This is a genomic window from Saccharopolyspora aridisoli (assembly GCF_004348445.1).
Classification (GTDB): Bacteria; Actinomycetota; Actinomycetes; order Mycobacteriales; family Pseudonocardiaceae; genus Saccharopolyspora; species Saccharopolyspora aridisoli.
In genome coordinates this window covers 78,694-91,728 of the sequence record NZ_SMKV01000002.1, presented here as the reverse complement: position 1 = coordinate 91,728, position 13,035 = coordinate 78,694, and the positions used below count along the sequence as shown (strand labels likewise).

The window sequence follows — 13,035 nt, the reverse complement described above, 5'->3', positions numbered from 1 at the left end:
GGGTGTGGTGAGAACCGGCGAGCGGGGTCGGGGCCCGACGGGTCCCGACCCCCTTTGCCACTAGGCACTTCCAGCCCGGCCAGTCAAGATCGCCCTGGTGGCGTTGGCTAGACTGCGGGCACACACCCGACAAAGGAGACGCGCGTGGCCAACATGTCCGTCCAACTGGTCGCCGTCGAGCGCCTGCTGTGGTCCGGGGAGGCGACCACGGTCGTCGCGCAGACCACCGAGGGAGAGATCGGCATCCTGCCGGGCCACGAACCGCTGCTGGGTCAGCTGATCGAGGGTGGCGTCGTGCGCATCACCACCACCGACAAGGAGACCGTGACCGCTGCGGTCCACGGTGGCTTCCTCTCGGTGACCGGTGCCGGCGTGAGCGTGCTCGCGGAGTCCGCGGAGCTGGCGCAGGAGATCGATGTGGCGAAGGCTCGCCAGGACGCCAAGAGCGACGACGAGCTGGCCAGAACGCAGGCAACAGCCCGATTGCGAGCAGCGGGCCACACGGACTGATCGGGCTAGCATGGGTTCGCCGGTCGTGTTGCTCGTCGTAGCGTTCGCGCTGCTGCTGCTCGCCGCTCTCGCGGTGGGCCTGCTGGCCTGGCGACGAGTGCGCGAACTGCGGGCCGGAGGCATCGACGTGGCGCTGCGCGCCACCGATGGCAAAGGGCGCGGCTGGCAGCTGGGTGTGGCGCACTACCGGGGTGAGGAATTCGCCTGGTACCGCATCCTGAGCCTTCGCTCCGGCCCGAACTGGGTGATCAACCGGCGAACCGTGGACATCGCCCAGCGACGTGAACCCTCGGTTGCGGAGGCGTACGCGATGCCGAGCGGCTCCACGGTCTTGGACCTCACCGGCCCTGGCCTGGAGCTGGCGATGAACAGCGAAGCGCTGACCGGCTTCCTGTCCTGGCTCGAATCAGCACCACCGGGACATTCGGTGCCGTGGGCGTCCTGAACGCCCGGCGAACAACAGCGGGGTCCGACCACGGGCCCCGCTTTTTCGTGCCCTCTGGCGGAGCATGGGAACCTTCCTGTCACTTCTGGCCCACCTGCTGACACGATGGTTCCCATGCTCGCGACGGCCGGAGTGGGCTTGGGCGGCGTGGGGCGCCGAGATTGGTGCTCGTGACCGAGGACCTCACGATCAGGCCGGAACCTTCCGATGAGAGCTTTGACGCCCAGCGTGCGCTGGCTCAGAGCGCTTTTCCGGGTGGGTTCTAGAGGCGTGCCGCCTGTTGAGGATGCCGAATGGGGTGCGTGCGGGTGCGGCTGGACACCGCGGCCGACTGCGTGAAGCCCGGGCCATGTACGCCCCCAAGGCCGACTACGTCGAGGTCCCCGCCTGCAACGACAACCCCTACGCCGCGCACTGGTTCGAGAAAAGCCTTCGATGACCAGGGGTGCAACCGATTACGCTTCGAGCGTGCGCATCGAGACCGTCGGCTACGACCACCCCGATTCACAGCGGTTGGTCGAGGCTCTGCAGCAGGAGTACGTCGAGCGCTACGGCGAGGAGGACCTGACGCCAGTCGACCCGGCGGAGTTCTCCCGGCCCCGCGGCCTGTTCCTGCTGGGTTACCTCGGTGAGGAGGCGGTGGCCTCCGGCGGTTGGCGGGCGCGCGAAACCGGTGAAGAGGGGTTGCGGGACGGCGACGCGGAGCTCAAGCGCATGTACGTCGTGCCCGCTCAGCGCGGCAATGGATGGTCCCGGCGGATGCTCGCCGAGCTGGAGTTCACCGCCGCGCTGGCCGGCTGCAAGCGGTTGGTGCTGGAGACCGGCACCAAGCAGCCCGAAGCCATCGGCCTCTACCTCTCATGCGGGTACGAGCCGATCGAGAACTTCGGTGTCTACCGGTGCGAGCCGGACAGCCGCTGCTACGGCAAGGAGCTCTAGGCGTTCCCACCCGGCTTCCACAGCACGTCCCCGTCTGGGTTGGCGACCCTGGCCAGGATGAACAGCAGGTCAGATAGCCGGTTGAGGTACTTCGCGGGCAACGGCGACGTGCGCTCGGGGTCGGTGTCCTGCAGCGCCCAGGCGGAACGCTCGGCGCGGCGGGCCACGCAGCGCGCCTGGTGCAGCAGCGCGGCACCAGGCGTGCCGCCGGGCAGGATGAACGAGTCGAGCTTGCCCAGCCGGGCGTTGAAGTCGTCGCACCAGCCTTCGAGCCGGTCGACGTAGGCCTGGGTGACCCGCAGCGGCGGGTACTCGGGGTCCTCCACCACGGGTGTGGACAGGTCCGCGCCGACGTCGAACAGATCGTTCTGCACGGCGCGCAGCACGGTCACGACGTCGTCGGCGAGTTCAGCGGTGGCCAGGGCCACGCCCAGCACGGAGTTCGTCTCGTCCACGTCGGCGTAGGCGACAAGGCGCGGATCGGTCTTGTGGACCTTCGAGTTGTCCGACAGGCGCGTGGTGCCCGCATCCCCGGCCCGCGTGTAGATCTTCGTCAGGTGGACTGCCATGCCCACAGCCTAGGCGTGCCAGCCGTCGGCGGAAGTTGGCAGGAAGGTTCCCTCGCACCACGTGCTCCGCTGCCGCACCGCGGTGACTGGAAGGCTTCTCGCACGTCCACCCGGTGGGAGGAAGGTTCCCTCACGAGCTCGTGACCCGCTCCGATGCTCGGTGGGCGGGGGCCGTAACCTCGATGCTCGTGAGTGAGCACTTCCGGGTACGCGGCGGAGCGCGCCTCGTCGGCGCGGTGGACGTGGTGGGGGCGAAGAACAGCGTCCTCAAGCTGATGGCCGCTGCGCTGCTCGCCGAAGGCACGACGACGATCGTGAACTGTCCCGAGATCTTGGACGTTCCGCTGATGGCCGACGTGCTGCGCAGCCTGGGCTGCGAGGTGACCATCGATGGCGGCACGGTGCGCATCACGACGCCGTCATCGATCAGCCACGAGGCGATCTCGCCGTCGATGGGCAAGCTGCGCGCCTCGGTGTGCGTTCTGGGGCCGCTCGTGGCGCGCTGCCGTCGCGCCGTGGTGACCCTTCCCGGTGGCGATGCGATCGGATCCCGCCCGCTGGACATGCACCAGAACGGGTTGCGGAAGCTGGGCGCGACCAGCCACATCGAGCACGGTGCGGTGGTCGCCGAGGCCGAGAACCTGCAGGGCGCGCAGATCTGGTTGGACTTCCCGAGCGTGGGGGCCACCGAGAACATCCTGATGGCCGCGGTGCTGGCCGAAGGCACCACGGTGATCGACAACGCCGCTCGCGAACCGGAGATCGTCGACCTCTGCGTGATGCTCCAGCAGATGGGCGCCAAGATCGAGGGCGCGGGCACCTCCACCTTGACCGTGCACGGGGTCACCTCGATGCGCGCGGTGGAGCACCGCGTGATCGGTGACCGGATCGTCGGCGCGACCTGGGCGTTCGCCGCCGCTGCCACTCGCGGGGACATCACGGTCAACGGGGTGGACCCGCAGCACACCAACCTGATGCTGGAGAAGCTGCGCAGCGCGGGCGCGGAGGTCACCACCGGTGAGGAGAGCTTCCGGGTGATCATGCCGGAGCGCCCGAAGGCCGTGGACTACGTGACCTTGCCCTTCCCGGGGTTCCCGACCGACCTCCAGCCGATGGCGCTGGCCTTGTCCGCGGTTGCCGACGGCACCTCGATGATCACCGAGAACCTGTTCGAGTCGAGGTTCCGATTCATCGAGGAGCTCGTGCGGATGGGCGCGGACGCGCGCACCGACGGACACCACGCGGTGGTGCGCGGAATGGAGCGGTTGTCCAGCGCGCCGGTGTGGGCGACGGACATCCGCGCCGGTGTGGGTCTCGTCCTGGCGGGGTTGTGCGCGGACGGCGACACCGAGGTGTGGGACGTCTTCCACATCGATCGCGGATACCCGAACTTCGTGGAGAACCTCCGCGGGCTGGGTGCCGACATCGAGCGCGTCGCGGACTGATCTTCGTCATCTGTGGCCGGTGGTCCCGCTTCGTCCGGGGGCACCGGCCACAGGTGTTCCGGGGGCCCGCACGAGTGTCGGGGATCATGAACACCGGCACCGGTCCGGGTGGCTAAAGTCCTTCGCGGACCAGGCGAGAATCCGGAAAGGGAACCGATGAGCACCACCACGCGGGTCGGCCGCATCATGACCTTCACCGCGAAACCCGGCCGGGGCATCGAACTCGCCAGGATCATGATGCAGGTGGCCGAGGGCTTGCGCGGGTCGCTGGGTTGCCAGCTCTACCTGGTCAGCCGTGACGTCGAATCTCCCGACACGGTGCGCGTCGTCGAAGCCTGGACCGATTTCGCCAGTGCGGACGCGGCCCTGGCCACCACCGTGGCCACGCGTCCCGACATCGACCTCAACGACGTGCTGGGCATGCTCGCCGAACCACCGGAGCAGATCGACCTGAACGCCCTGGGCGGCGTCGGCCTGTGAGTCAGGCGCTGCGGCGTTCGCGCAGCAGGAGCAGGGCGTAGGCGGCGATGGACTGGGCGTCGGTGATCTCGCCGGCGGCGATCATCTTCTCGAACTCGTCCCGGCTGAACCACGCGGTGCGCATGTCCTGCTCCTCGTGCTCGCGTTCGTGAGCGCCTTCGGTGAGCCCGGTGGCGAGGAACACCCTGCCGCGCTGGCTGGACATGCCGGGCGCGACGTCGAGCAGCCCCAGGTCCCGCATGTTCGCCGCGCGCAGCCCCGTCTCCTCGCGCAGCTCGCGGGCCGCGAGCTCACCGACCTCGACGTTGGCCCGGTCGGGCGCGGTGCCCTGCGGGAACTCCCAGCGGCGCATGCCCAGCGGGTAGCGGAACTGCTCGACGAGGTGCAGCCGATCACCGTCGAGGGGGATGACCAGGGCGTAGTTCGGTTTGTCGATGACCCCGTAGATCCCGGTGGTTCCGTCGTCGCGCCGGACGCCGTCCTCGCGCACTGCCATCCACGGATTCGCGTACACCTCGCGGCTGCTGGTCTGCTCCATGCGCCCCATCCTGCCGCCCGGGGGCGGGGGAGGTGAGCATGGGAACCTCCCTCCCACGCCAAGCCGGCGCGATGCCTGGTGAGAGCTTCGGCGGGCGAAAGGTTCCCTTACTCCGCCGCCGCGTGGTTGAGCTGCGACTTCCGGCGGCCGTAGCCGAAGTACACGATGAGCCCGATGGCCGTCCAGATCGCGAAGGTCAGCCAGGTGACCGCGTCCAGACCGGTGATCAGGTAGGCGCACAGCGCGAGGCCGAGCAGCGGGACGAACGGCATCAGCGGGGTGCGGAAGCTGCGGGGGAGTTCGGGGCGGGTTCGCCGCAGCACCACGACGCCGATGTTGACCAGACCGAACGCGACCAGGGTGCCGATGCTGGTGGCTTCGGCGAGCTGGTTGAGCGGAACCACGGCTGCCAGCAGTGCCACCAGGGTCCCCACCAACGCGGTGTTGCGGGCCGGAACCGCCCGGCGGTTGACCCGCGAGAGCATCCGCGGGACGAGGCCATCGCGCGACATGGCCACCAAGATCCGCGTCTGCCCGTAGAGCACGGTGAGCACGACCGAAGCGATCGCGATGACCGCTCCGAGCGCGAGCACGACCGCGGGCCAGCCCTGGCCGGTGACCGTGCGCAGAGCGGTGGCCAGCGACGCGTCGGACTCGCCCAGGGCTCGAGCTCCGACCGCTGCGACAGCGGCTAAGGCCACCAGCACGTAGATCGAGGTGACGATGATCAGCGACAGGATGATCGCCCTCGGCAGGTCGCGCTTGGGGTTGCGCGCCTCCTCGCCTGCGGTGGAGGCGGCGTCGAAACCGATGAAGGAGAAGAACACCGCGGAGGCGCCGACCGAGATGCCGGCGATCCCGGAGGGGGCGAACGGGGTCAGGTTCCCGGAGTTGAACGCGGTGGAGGCCACCACCACGAAGAACACGAGCACGGCGATCTTGAGCACCGTGGTGACGGTCGTGGCCCACGCGCTCTCGCGCACGCCCAGCAGCAGCACACCGGTGGCCAGCAGCACGACGACGGCGGCGGGCACGTTGACGACACCGCCCTCGCCGGGGGGCGCGGCGAGCGCCTCGGGGATGGTCATGCCGATGGTGCCCTGCAGGAACTCGTTGAGGTAGCCGCCCCAGCCGACCGCGACGGCGGCGACGGACACCCCGTACTCCAGCAGCAGGCACCAGCCGCAGATCCAGGCGATGATCTCACCGAGGGTCGCGTAGGTGTAGGAGTAGGCGGATCCGGACACGGGGACGCTGCCCGCCAGTTCCGCGTAGGACAGCGCCGAGCACAGCGCGGCCACCCCGGCCAGCACGAACGAGATCACAACAGCCGGACCGGCGGCCGGGGCGGCCTCGGCGAGCACCACGAAGATGCCGGTTCCCAGCGTCGCGCCCACCGACAGGGCCACCAGCGGCACCAGGCCGAGGGTGCGGTTCAGCTCGCTGCGCGAGCCCTCGGTGGCGAGTCGTTCGGCAGGTTTGACGCGGAGCAGATCTCGGGCGAAAGACACGAGCGATAACGGTAACTCCGGTTGTGGGAAGGGGTGTGGCACGGGTCCCGACCGGGTGCGGGGCGGTGATCACCCGTGGGGGTGCTCGACATCGATGGCTGCGCCCGTACTCTGTGCCGGGTGCGACTCGTGATTGCCCGCTGCCAGGTGGACTACGTCGGTCGTCTCACCGCGCACCTGCCGATGGCGCAGCGGCTGCTGCTGGTGAAGGCCGACGGTTCGGTGTCGGTGCACTCCGACGACCGCGCCTACAAGCCGTTGAACTGGATGAGTCCGCCGTGCTGGCTCATCGAGGACCCCGAGGTGTGGACGGTGCAGAACAAGGCCGGCGAGAAGCTGGTGATCACGGTCGAAGAGGTGCTGCACGATTCCAAGCACGAGCTGGGCGTCGAGCCGGGCTTGGTCAAGGACGGCGTCGAGGCGCACCTCCAGGAGTTGCTCGCCGAGCACGTGTCGACTCTTGGCGAGGGCTGGTCGCTGGTTCGCCGCGAGTTCCCGACCGCGATCGGCCCGGTGGACCTGATGTGCCGGGACGACGGCGGGAAGAGCGTCGCGGTCGAGATCAAGCGTCGCGGTGAGATCGATGGTGTCGAGCAGCTGACCCGCTACCTCGAGCTGCTTAACCGCGATCCGCTGCTCGCCCCGGTCACGGGTGTGTTCGCGGCTCAGCAGATCAAGCCGCAGGCGCGGACGCTGGCCGAGGACCGGGGGATCCGCTGCGTGGTCCTGGACTACGACAAGCTGCGCGGCATCGAGCCCGACGAGTACCGCCTGTTCTGAGGCCGGCTGCGCGCCCCGGCCTGGAGTGACAGGACGGTTCGCTTGCTCCATGGGGGCCGGCCGCACGCGGTGTTGCCCGTCATCACCTGAATTCCGGGGAGCCGAACCCACTGCTGCTCGGCAGATGAGATCCGGTCGCTGGTGAATCGCGGTGATGGCCGATTGTTCGGCATCGCGCGAGGCATTCGCAGCATCACCGACCGTCGCCAACCATTGGTCGATCTTGATCGGAATGGGATCGGATCTGGCGGTGGCAGGAATGTTCCCACCATTCCCATTTCTCGCCATGGCGAACTGTTCGCGGCGAGTTCCGCGTCGGACGGCGTGACGTCTTCGGCAGCGGGAGTGGCAGAAAGGGTCCCGTGCTCGCGCGCGAGGCCGTGATCCGGGTCAGCGGTGTGCGGGACCGTTGCAGTCGCAGGGCCGCAGGCGGGTGGTGGACAGCGGCGCGAGCATCGCCGCCAGCCGGTGCAGTCCTTCGGGCCGGCGGTCCGCTGACGCTGCGTGGACGTCGGGGCGGGATTCGTCGATCGGGTCTTCCGCGAGTCCGGCGCTGATCGCCAGATCGATCCGGGCGTTCACGGTTCCTCCCCGCAGCGTCGCGAATGCATTGTGTGACCATACCGTCACGGTGCGTCGAAATAGTTGGGAGAACGCGTATATCACTCGCATGGACCCGCTCGTTCACGGGGTGCACACGCGTACGGCCGGAAAGTCCCCTGCGTGGCGCCAGTCGGCGGATGTTCCGTGATCGATTTAGTGTCTTCTCCAACGAATTGATATCGGCTTGCGACTGCCGTCCCATCTGTGCGGTACTGTCCGACCGCTATCGCGAATGTGGTGGTTCTCGTTTGACTTTGTTGGGTCTGTGGGAGGTGGGGCGGCAGTGCTGCTAGCCCAAGGTCAGCTACTCGACGCGAACGGCGTCGACTACGCGTTGTTGGCGCTGTATTTCGCGTTCGTACTGGGGATCGGCTGGCTGGCGAGGCGGGCCGTTTCAACCAGCCTGGACTTCTTCCTCTCCGGGCGCGCGCTGCCCGCGTGGGTGACAGGTCTGGCGTTCATCTCGGCGAACCTCGGTGCCATCGAAATCATCGGCATGTCGGCCAACGGTGCCGAATACGGCATGCCGACGATGCACTACTTCTGGATCGGTGCGGTCCCGGCCATGCTGTTCCTCGGCGTGGTCATGATGCCGTTCTACTACGGCTCCAAGGTCCGAAGCGTCCCCGAATTCATGCTCCGGCGATTCGGCAAGGCCGCTCACCTGGTCAACGGCATTTCCTTCGCCCTGGCCCAGGTGCTCATCGCCGGTGTGAACCTGTACCTGCTGGCCAGCATCGTCAACGCGCTGCTGGGCTGGCCGCTGTGGGTCTCGGTGCTCGTCGCCGCGCTGATCGTGCTCTCCTACACCGCGCTGGGCGGCTTGTCCGCCGCCATCTACAACGAGGTGCTGCAGTTCTTCGTGATCGTCGCGGCGCTCCTGCCGCTGACCATCGTCGGCCTGGTCAAGGTCGGCGGCGTGCAGGGCCTGGTCGACAAGGTCACCGCGAGCAAGGGCGGCGCCGAGCAGCTGACCGCCTGGCCGGGTGCTGAGCTGACCGGCTTCAGCAACCCCATCCTCAGCGTCATCGGCATGATCTTCGGCCTCGGCTTCGTGCTGTCCTTCGGTTACTGGACCACCAACTTCGTCGAGGTCCAGCGCGCGATGGCCTCCAAGTCGATGTCGGCCGCGCAGCGGACTCCGATCATCGGTGCCTTCCCGAAGATGTTCATCCCCTTCATCGTGATCATCCCCGGCATGATCGCCGCGGTGATCATCCCGGAGATGACCAACTACAAGCTCACCGAGCAGGGTCCGTACGACTACAACGACGCGATCCTGCTGATGATGCGAGACCTGCTGCCCAACGGCATCCTCGGCATCGCGCTGGCTGGTCTGCTCGCGTCCTTCATGGCCGGTATGGCCGCCAACCTCTCGTCGTTCAACACGGTGTTCACCTACGACATCTGGCAGGCGTACGTCGTCAAGGACAAGCCGGACAACTACTACCTGCAGATGGGTCGTTGGGTCACCGTCGGCGCCACCCTCGCGGCCGTGGGCACGGCGTTCATCGCCTCCGGCTACGAGAACCTGATGGACTACCTCCAGCAGCTGTTCTCGTTCTTCAACGCACCGCTGTTCGCGACGTTCATCCTGGGCATGTTCTGGAAGCGGATGACCGCGCACGCCGGTTGGTCCGGTCTGGTGCTGGGCACGGCCTCGGCCATCACGGTCTACGCTCTGGCCGAGACCGGAGTGCTGGACCTGCCCGGTCAGGGTGCGAGCTTCGTCGGTGCCGGTGTTGCGTTCGTCGTCGACGTGATCGTCAGCGTCGTCGTCTCGCTGGCCACCAAGCCCAAGACCGATGAGCAGCTGGTCGGTCTGGTCTGGGGTCTGACGCCGAAGGAGAACCTGAAGGCGTCCACGACCGGTGAGGACGCCGGCTGGTACCGGCGTCCGGGCCTGCTGGCCGGTATCGCGCTGATCCTGATCATCGCCCTCAACATCATCTTCGGCTGAGCCAGGACTGGGAGGAAATCTCATGGCTAGTGGAGGTTCGGGGCACAGCGCTGGTGCCTTCGACATTCGCACGGTGATCGCGTCGCTGTTCGGCATCTACGGAGTCGTGCTCGTCGTGCTCGGCTTCATCCAACCGCAGGCCGAAATCGACAAGGCCGCAGGGCTCAACATCAACCTGTGGGCCGGCCTCGGCATGGTGGTGTTCGCGGCGGTGTTCGTCCTGTGGGCTCGCCTGCGCCCGATCAAGGTTCCCACCGACGGCGAAGGCGGCACTGCCGCCGAGTGACGTGAACTGAATTCGACCGGGGCGGCGTCCGCACTTCAGGGTGCGGGCGCCGTTTCGCATTTCGATACCGATTCTGCGGATCCAGTCCCGATTCCAAGATCGTCTGGCTACCGTGTCGGCAACGCGCAGCTGTCAAGTGGACCAGCGCACAACGGAGCGTGTCCAGCACATGAGTCGGGCGGTACATGACGGTTCTTTCCCGACTCGGTATTTCGTAGGCTGCACGTTGACAATGAACGTCGTAATGGTGGGAGGCCGGCCATGACCCAGACCGCCCGTGGGAACGTCGAAGAGATCGCCAGCGCGCGGTCCGAGACGTTCCAGTCGATCGACCCGCGCACCGGTGAGGTGGTGGGCGAGCATCCGATCCACGATGCGGAGGCGGTCGAGAACGAGGTCGCGGCGGCAGGCGAGGCGCAGTCGGCGTGGGACGAGCTCGGCTTCTCCGGTCGCAGACAGCATCTCGACCGCTGGCGGAAACTGCTGGTCAAACGCCTCGACGAGCTCGCGGGCGTGGTATGCGCGGAGACCGGGAAGCCACTCGAGGACGCCAAGCTCGAACTCGTGCTGGTCATCGACCACCTCGCGTGGGCCACCTCCAACGCCGAGAAGGTCCTCAAGCGACGCAAGGTCTCGCCCGGCGTGCTGATGTCCAACCAGACCGCCACGGTCGAGTACCTCCCCTACGGCGTCGTGGGTGTCATCGGCCCCTGGAACTACCCGGCCTTCACGCCGATGGGCTCGATCGCCTACGCGCTGGCCGCGGGCAACGCCGTGGTGTTCAAGCCCAGCGAACTCACCCCCGGAGTGGGGGAGTGGCTGGTCAAGAGCTTCGCCGAGGCCGTGCCGGAACACCCGGTGTTCCGCCTCGTGACCGGTTTCGGGCAGACGGGCGCCGCGCTGTGCCAGGCCGGCGTGAACAAGGTGGCCTTCACCGGTTCCACCGCCACGGGCAAGCGCGTGATGGCCTCGTGCGCGGAGAACCTGGTGCCGGTGCTGGTCGAGTGCGGCGGCAAGGACGCCTTGATCGTCGACTCCGACGCGGACCTGGCCGCGGCCGCCGACGCCGCCGTGTGGGGTGCGATGTCCAACGCCGGCCAGACCTGCATCGGCGTTGAGCGCGTCTACGTGCACGACGCCGTGGCCGACCGCTTCCTGAAGATGGTCAGCGACCGCGCCGCCAAGCTGCGTCCGGGCGGCGAGCCGGGTGCCGACTTCGGCCCCATCACGATGGCCTCGCAGGTCAACATCATTCGGGACCACATCGACGACGCGATCAAGCGCGGCGGTCGTGCTGTGGTCGGCGGACGCGACTCGGTGCGCCCGCCGTTCGTCGAGCCCGTGGTGATCGCCGACGTCCCCGAGGACTCGGCCGCCATCACCGAGGAGACCTTCGGTCCGACCCTGGTCGTGCAGCGGGTCCGCGACGTGGACGAGGCCGTCGCCCACGCCAACGCCACCAATTACGGGCTCGGCGCCACCGTGTTCTCCCGCGCCCGAGGGATGGAACTGGCACGTCGGCTGCGCAGCGGCATGGTCGCGGTCAACTCGGTGATCGCCTTCGCCGGTGTGCCCGCCCTGCCGTTCGGCGGTGTCGGCGACTCTGGCTTCGGCCGGATTCACGGTGCCGACGGCCTGCGCGAGTTCGCCCGCCCGCAGTCGGTGACCCGCACCAAGTTCAAGATCCCGCTCAACCCGATGAGCTTCGCCCGGCCCAAGGGGACCGTGGGCACGGTCGTCAAGCTCATCAAGGTGATGCACGGCCGCTGAGCTGATCCAGTCCACCACGGTCGGTGTTTTGGCTTGCGCCCGTGGTGACAGGAAGGTTCCCTTGCTCGCATCCCCCGGTGTTCGCCAGGGGGATGCGCGCGGGCGCACGTCCCGGGCAGAGTTGACCGCGCACGGATGAGCGCGTCGAGCCTCGGGGCTTGGCGGTGGAAGCGCAGGCGAGGAGGCCAACGGGTGAAGAAGATCGTCAACGAGCCGGCGGACGTGGTCGCCGAGGCGTTGCTGGGTGTGGCTGCGGCCCACCCGGAGCTGCTTCGGGTGCAGACCGATCCGGCGGTGATCGTCCGCGCTGACGCACCGGTGACCGGCAAGGTCGCGGTCGTCTCCGGTGGTGGGTCCGGCCACGAGCCCCTGCACGGCGGTTTCGTCGGTTCGGGGATGTTGGCCGCGGCCGTCCCGGGCGCGGTGTTCACCTCGCCGACTCCAGACGCGGTGCAGGCGGCCATCACGGCCACCCACGGTGGTGCCGGGGCGCTGCTGGTGGTGAAGAACTACACCGGCGACGTGCTCAACTTCGAGACCGCAGCCGAGCTCGCGGCCATCGAGGACGTCGACGTGCGCAGCGTGATCGTCGACGACGACGTCGCGGTCAAGGACTCCACGCACACAGCGGGTCGCCGCGGGGTGGGCGGCACCCTGATGGTCGAGAAGATCGTCGGTGCCGCCGCCGAGCGCGGAGCGGGCCTCGACGAGTGCGAGGAACTCGCCCGCAAGGTCGTATCCCAGGTGCGTTCGATGGGCATGGCGCTGACCGCCCCCACCGTTCCGCACGCCGGTCAGCCCAGCTTCGAACTCGCCCCCGACGAGATGGAAATCGGCATCGGCATCCACGGCGAGCCCGGCCGCGCCCGCGTGCCGATGGGCACCGCCGACGAGATCGTGGCGCAGCTGCTCGACCCGATCCTGGAAGACCTGCCCTTCGCCGAAGGCGACGACGTCCTGCTGTTCACCAACTCGATGGGTGGCACCCCGCAGCTGGAGCTCTACCTCGCGCACGGCGTCGCCGAGCGGTTGCTGGCCAAACGCGGCATCACCGTCCGCCGGCGCCTCGTGGGGCCGTACGTGACGAGCTTGGAGATGCAGGGCATGAGCCTGACGCTGCTGAAACTCGACGACGAGCTCACCGAGCTCTGGGACGCGCCGGTGCACACCGCCGCGCTGCACTGGTGAGGAGGAGTCCC

General features: G+C 68.1%; 14 protein-coding genes. 10 read left to right on the top strand and 4 right to left on the bottom strand.

The window, feature by feature from the left end; genetic code table 11:
• Positions 1–144: 144 nt before the first annotated feature.
• The 3 genes from E1161_RS01910 (at position 145) to E1161_RS01900 (ending at position 1,894) form a co-directional block, all read left to right on the top strand.
• A complete protein-coding gene (locus E1161_RS01910; protein ID WP_132618885.1) occupies positions 145–510 on the top strand; it encodes a F0F1 ATP synthase subunit epsilon in 366 nt (121 codons plus the stop codon).
• A 10-nt stretch (positions 511–520) separates the two neighbouring features.
• A complete protein-coding gene (locus E1161_RS01905; protein ID WP_132618883.1) occupies positions 521–955 on the top strand; it encodes a DUF2550 domain-containing protein in 435 nt (144 codons plus the stop codon).
• Positions 956–1,423: 468 nt separating this feature from the next.
• Complete coding sequence (locus E1161_RS01900; RefSeq protein ID WP_132618881.1) at positions 1,424–1,894, top strand: GNAT family N-acetyltransferase; 471 nt, start codon at positions 1,424–1,426, stop codon at positions 1,892–1,894.
• Here E1161_RS01900 and E1161_RS01895 read toward each other — a convergent pair.
• A complete protein-coding gene (locus E1161_RS01895; RefSeq protein WP_132618879.1) occupies positions 1,891–2,463 on the bottom strand; it encodes a cob(I)yrinic acid a,c-diamide adenosyltransferase in 573 nt (190 codons plus the stop codon). The genes E1161_RS01900 and E1161_RS01895 overlap by 4 nt on opposite strands.
• A 188-nt stretch (positions 2,464–2,651) precedes the next feature.
• On the opposite strand from E1161_RS01895, the gene murA reads away from it, so the two are divergent.
• Both murA and E1161_RS01885 read left to right on the top strand, forming a co-directional pair.
• The gene (gene murA / locus E1161_RS01890) at positions 2,652–3,908 is read left to right on the top strand and encodes a UDP-N-acetylglucosamine 1-carboxyvinyltransferase (RefSeq protein ID WP_132618877.1); all 1,257 of its coding nucleotides are present in this window, start codon (positions 2,652–2,654) and stop codon (positions 3,906–3,908) included.
• Positions 3,909–4,064: 156 nt separating this feature from the next.
• Complete coding sequence (locus E1161_RS01885) at positions 4,065–4,388, top strand: putative quinol monooxygenase (protein ID WP_132618875.1); 324 nt, start codon at positions 4,065–4,067, stop codon at positions 4,386–4,388.
• Position 4,389: 1 nt separating this feature from the next.
• On the opposite strand, the gene E1161_RS01880 is transcribed toward E1161_RS01885, so the two are convergent.
• Together E1161_RS01880 and E1161_RS01875 are read right to left on the bottom strand one after the other, a co-directional pair.
• Positions 4,390–4,926, bottom strand: a complete 537-nt coding sequence (locus tag E1161_RS01880; RefSeq protein ID WP_207920053.1) for an NUDIX domain-containing protein — start codon at positions 4,924–4,926, stop codon at positions 4,390–4,392.
• A 107-nt stretch (positions 4,927–5,033) separates the two neighbouring features.
• Positions 5,034–6,437 (bottom strand): amino acid permease, encoded by a 1,404-nt coding sequence (locus E1161_RS01875; protein WP_132618871.1) that lies wholly within the window; start codon positions 6,435–6,437, stop codon positions 5,034–5,036.
• A 120-nt stretch (positions 6,438–6,557) separates the two neighbouring features.
• On the opposite strand from E1161_RS01875, the gene nucS reads away from it, so the two are divergent.
• Positions 6,558–7,217 (top strand): endonuclease NucS, encoded by a 660-nt coding sequence (gene nucS / locus E1161_RS01870; RefSeq protein WP_132618869.1) that lies wholly within the window; start codon positions 6,558–6,560, stop codon positions 7,215–7,217.
• A 390-nt stretch (positions 7,218–7,607) separates the two neighbouring features.
• Here the strand turns inward: nucS and E1161_RS01865 are convergent, their stop codons facing one another.
• Positions 7,608–7,799: a hypothetical protein gene (locus E1161_RS01865; protein WP_132618867.1), complete on the bottom strand. Its 192-nt coding sequence runs from the start codon at positions 7,797–7,799 to the stop codon at positions 7,608–7,610.
• 253 nt (positions 7,800–8,052) lie between these two features.
• Between E1161_RS01865 and E1161_RS01860 the strand changes: the two genes are divergently transcribed.
• The 4 genes from E1161_RS01860 (at position 8,053) to dhaK (ending at position 13,024) form a co-directional block, all read left to right on the top strand.
• On the top strand, positions 8,053–9,780 hold the full coding sequence (locus tag E1161_RS01860) for a sodium:solute symporter family protein (protein ID WP_132618865.1): 1,728 nt from the start codon (positions 8,053–8,055) through the stop codon (positions 9,778–9,780).
• Between the two features lie 22 nt (positions 9,781–9,802).
• The gene (locus E1161_RS01855; RefSeq protein WP_132618863.1) at positions 9,803–10,066 is read left to right on the top strand and encodes a hypothetical protein; all 264 of its coding nucleotides are present in this window, start codon (positions 9,803–9,805) and stop codon (positions 10,064–10,066) included.
• Positions 10,067–10,327: 261 nt separating this feature from the next.
• The gene (locus tag E1161_RS01850) at positions 10,328–11,836 is read left to right on the top strand and encodes an aldehyde dehydrogenase family protein (RefSeq protein WP_132618861.1); all 1,509 of its coding nucleotides are present in this window, start codon (positions 10,328–10,330) and stop codon (positions 11,834–11,836) included.
• A 192-nt stretch (positions 11,837–12,028) separates the two neighbouring features.
• Positions 12,029–13,024, top strand: a complete 996-nt coding sequence (gene dhaK, locus E1161_RS01845) for a dihydroxyacetone kinase subunit DhaK (protein WP_132618859.1) — start codon at positions 12,029–12,031, stop codon at positions 13,022–13,024.
• Positions 13,025–13,035 lie beyond the last annotated feature (11 nt).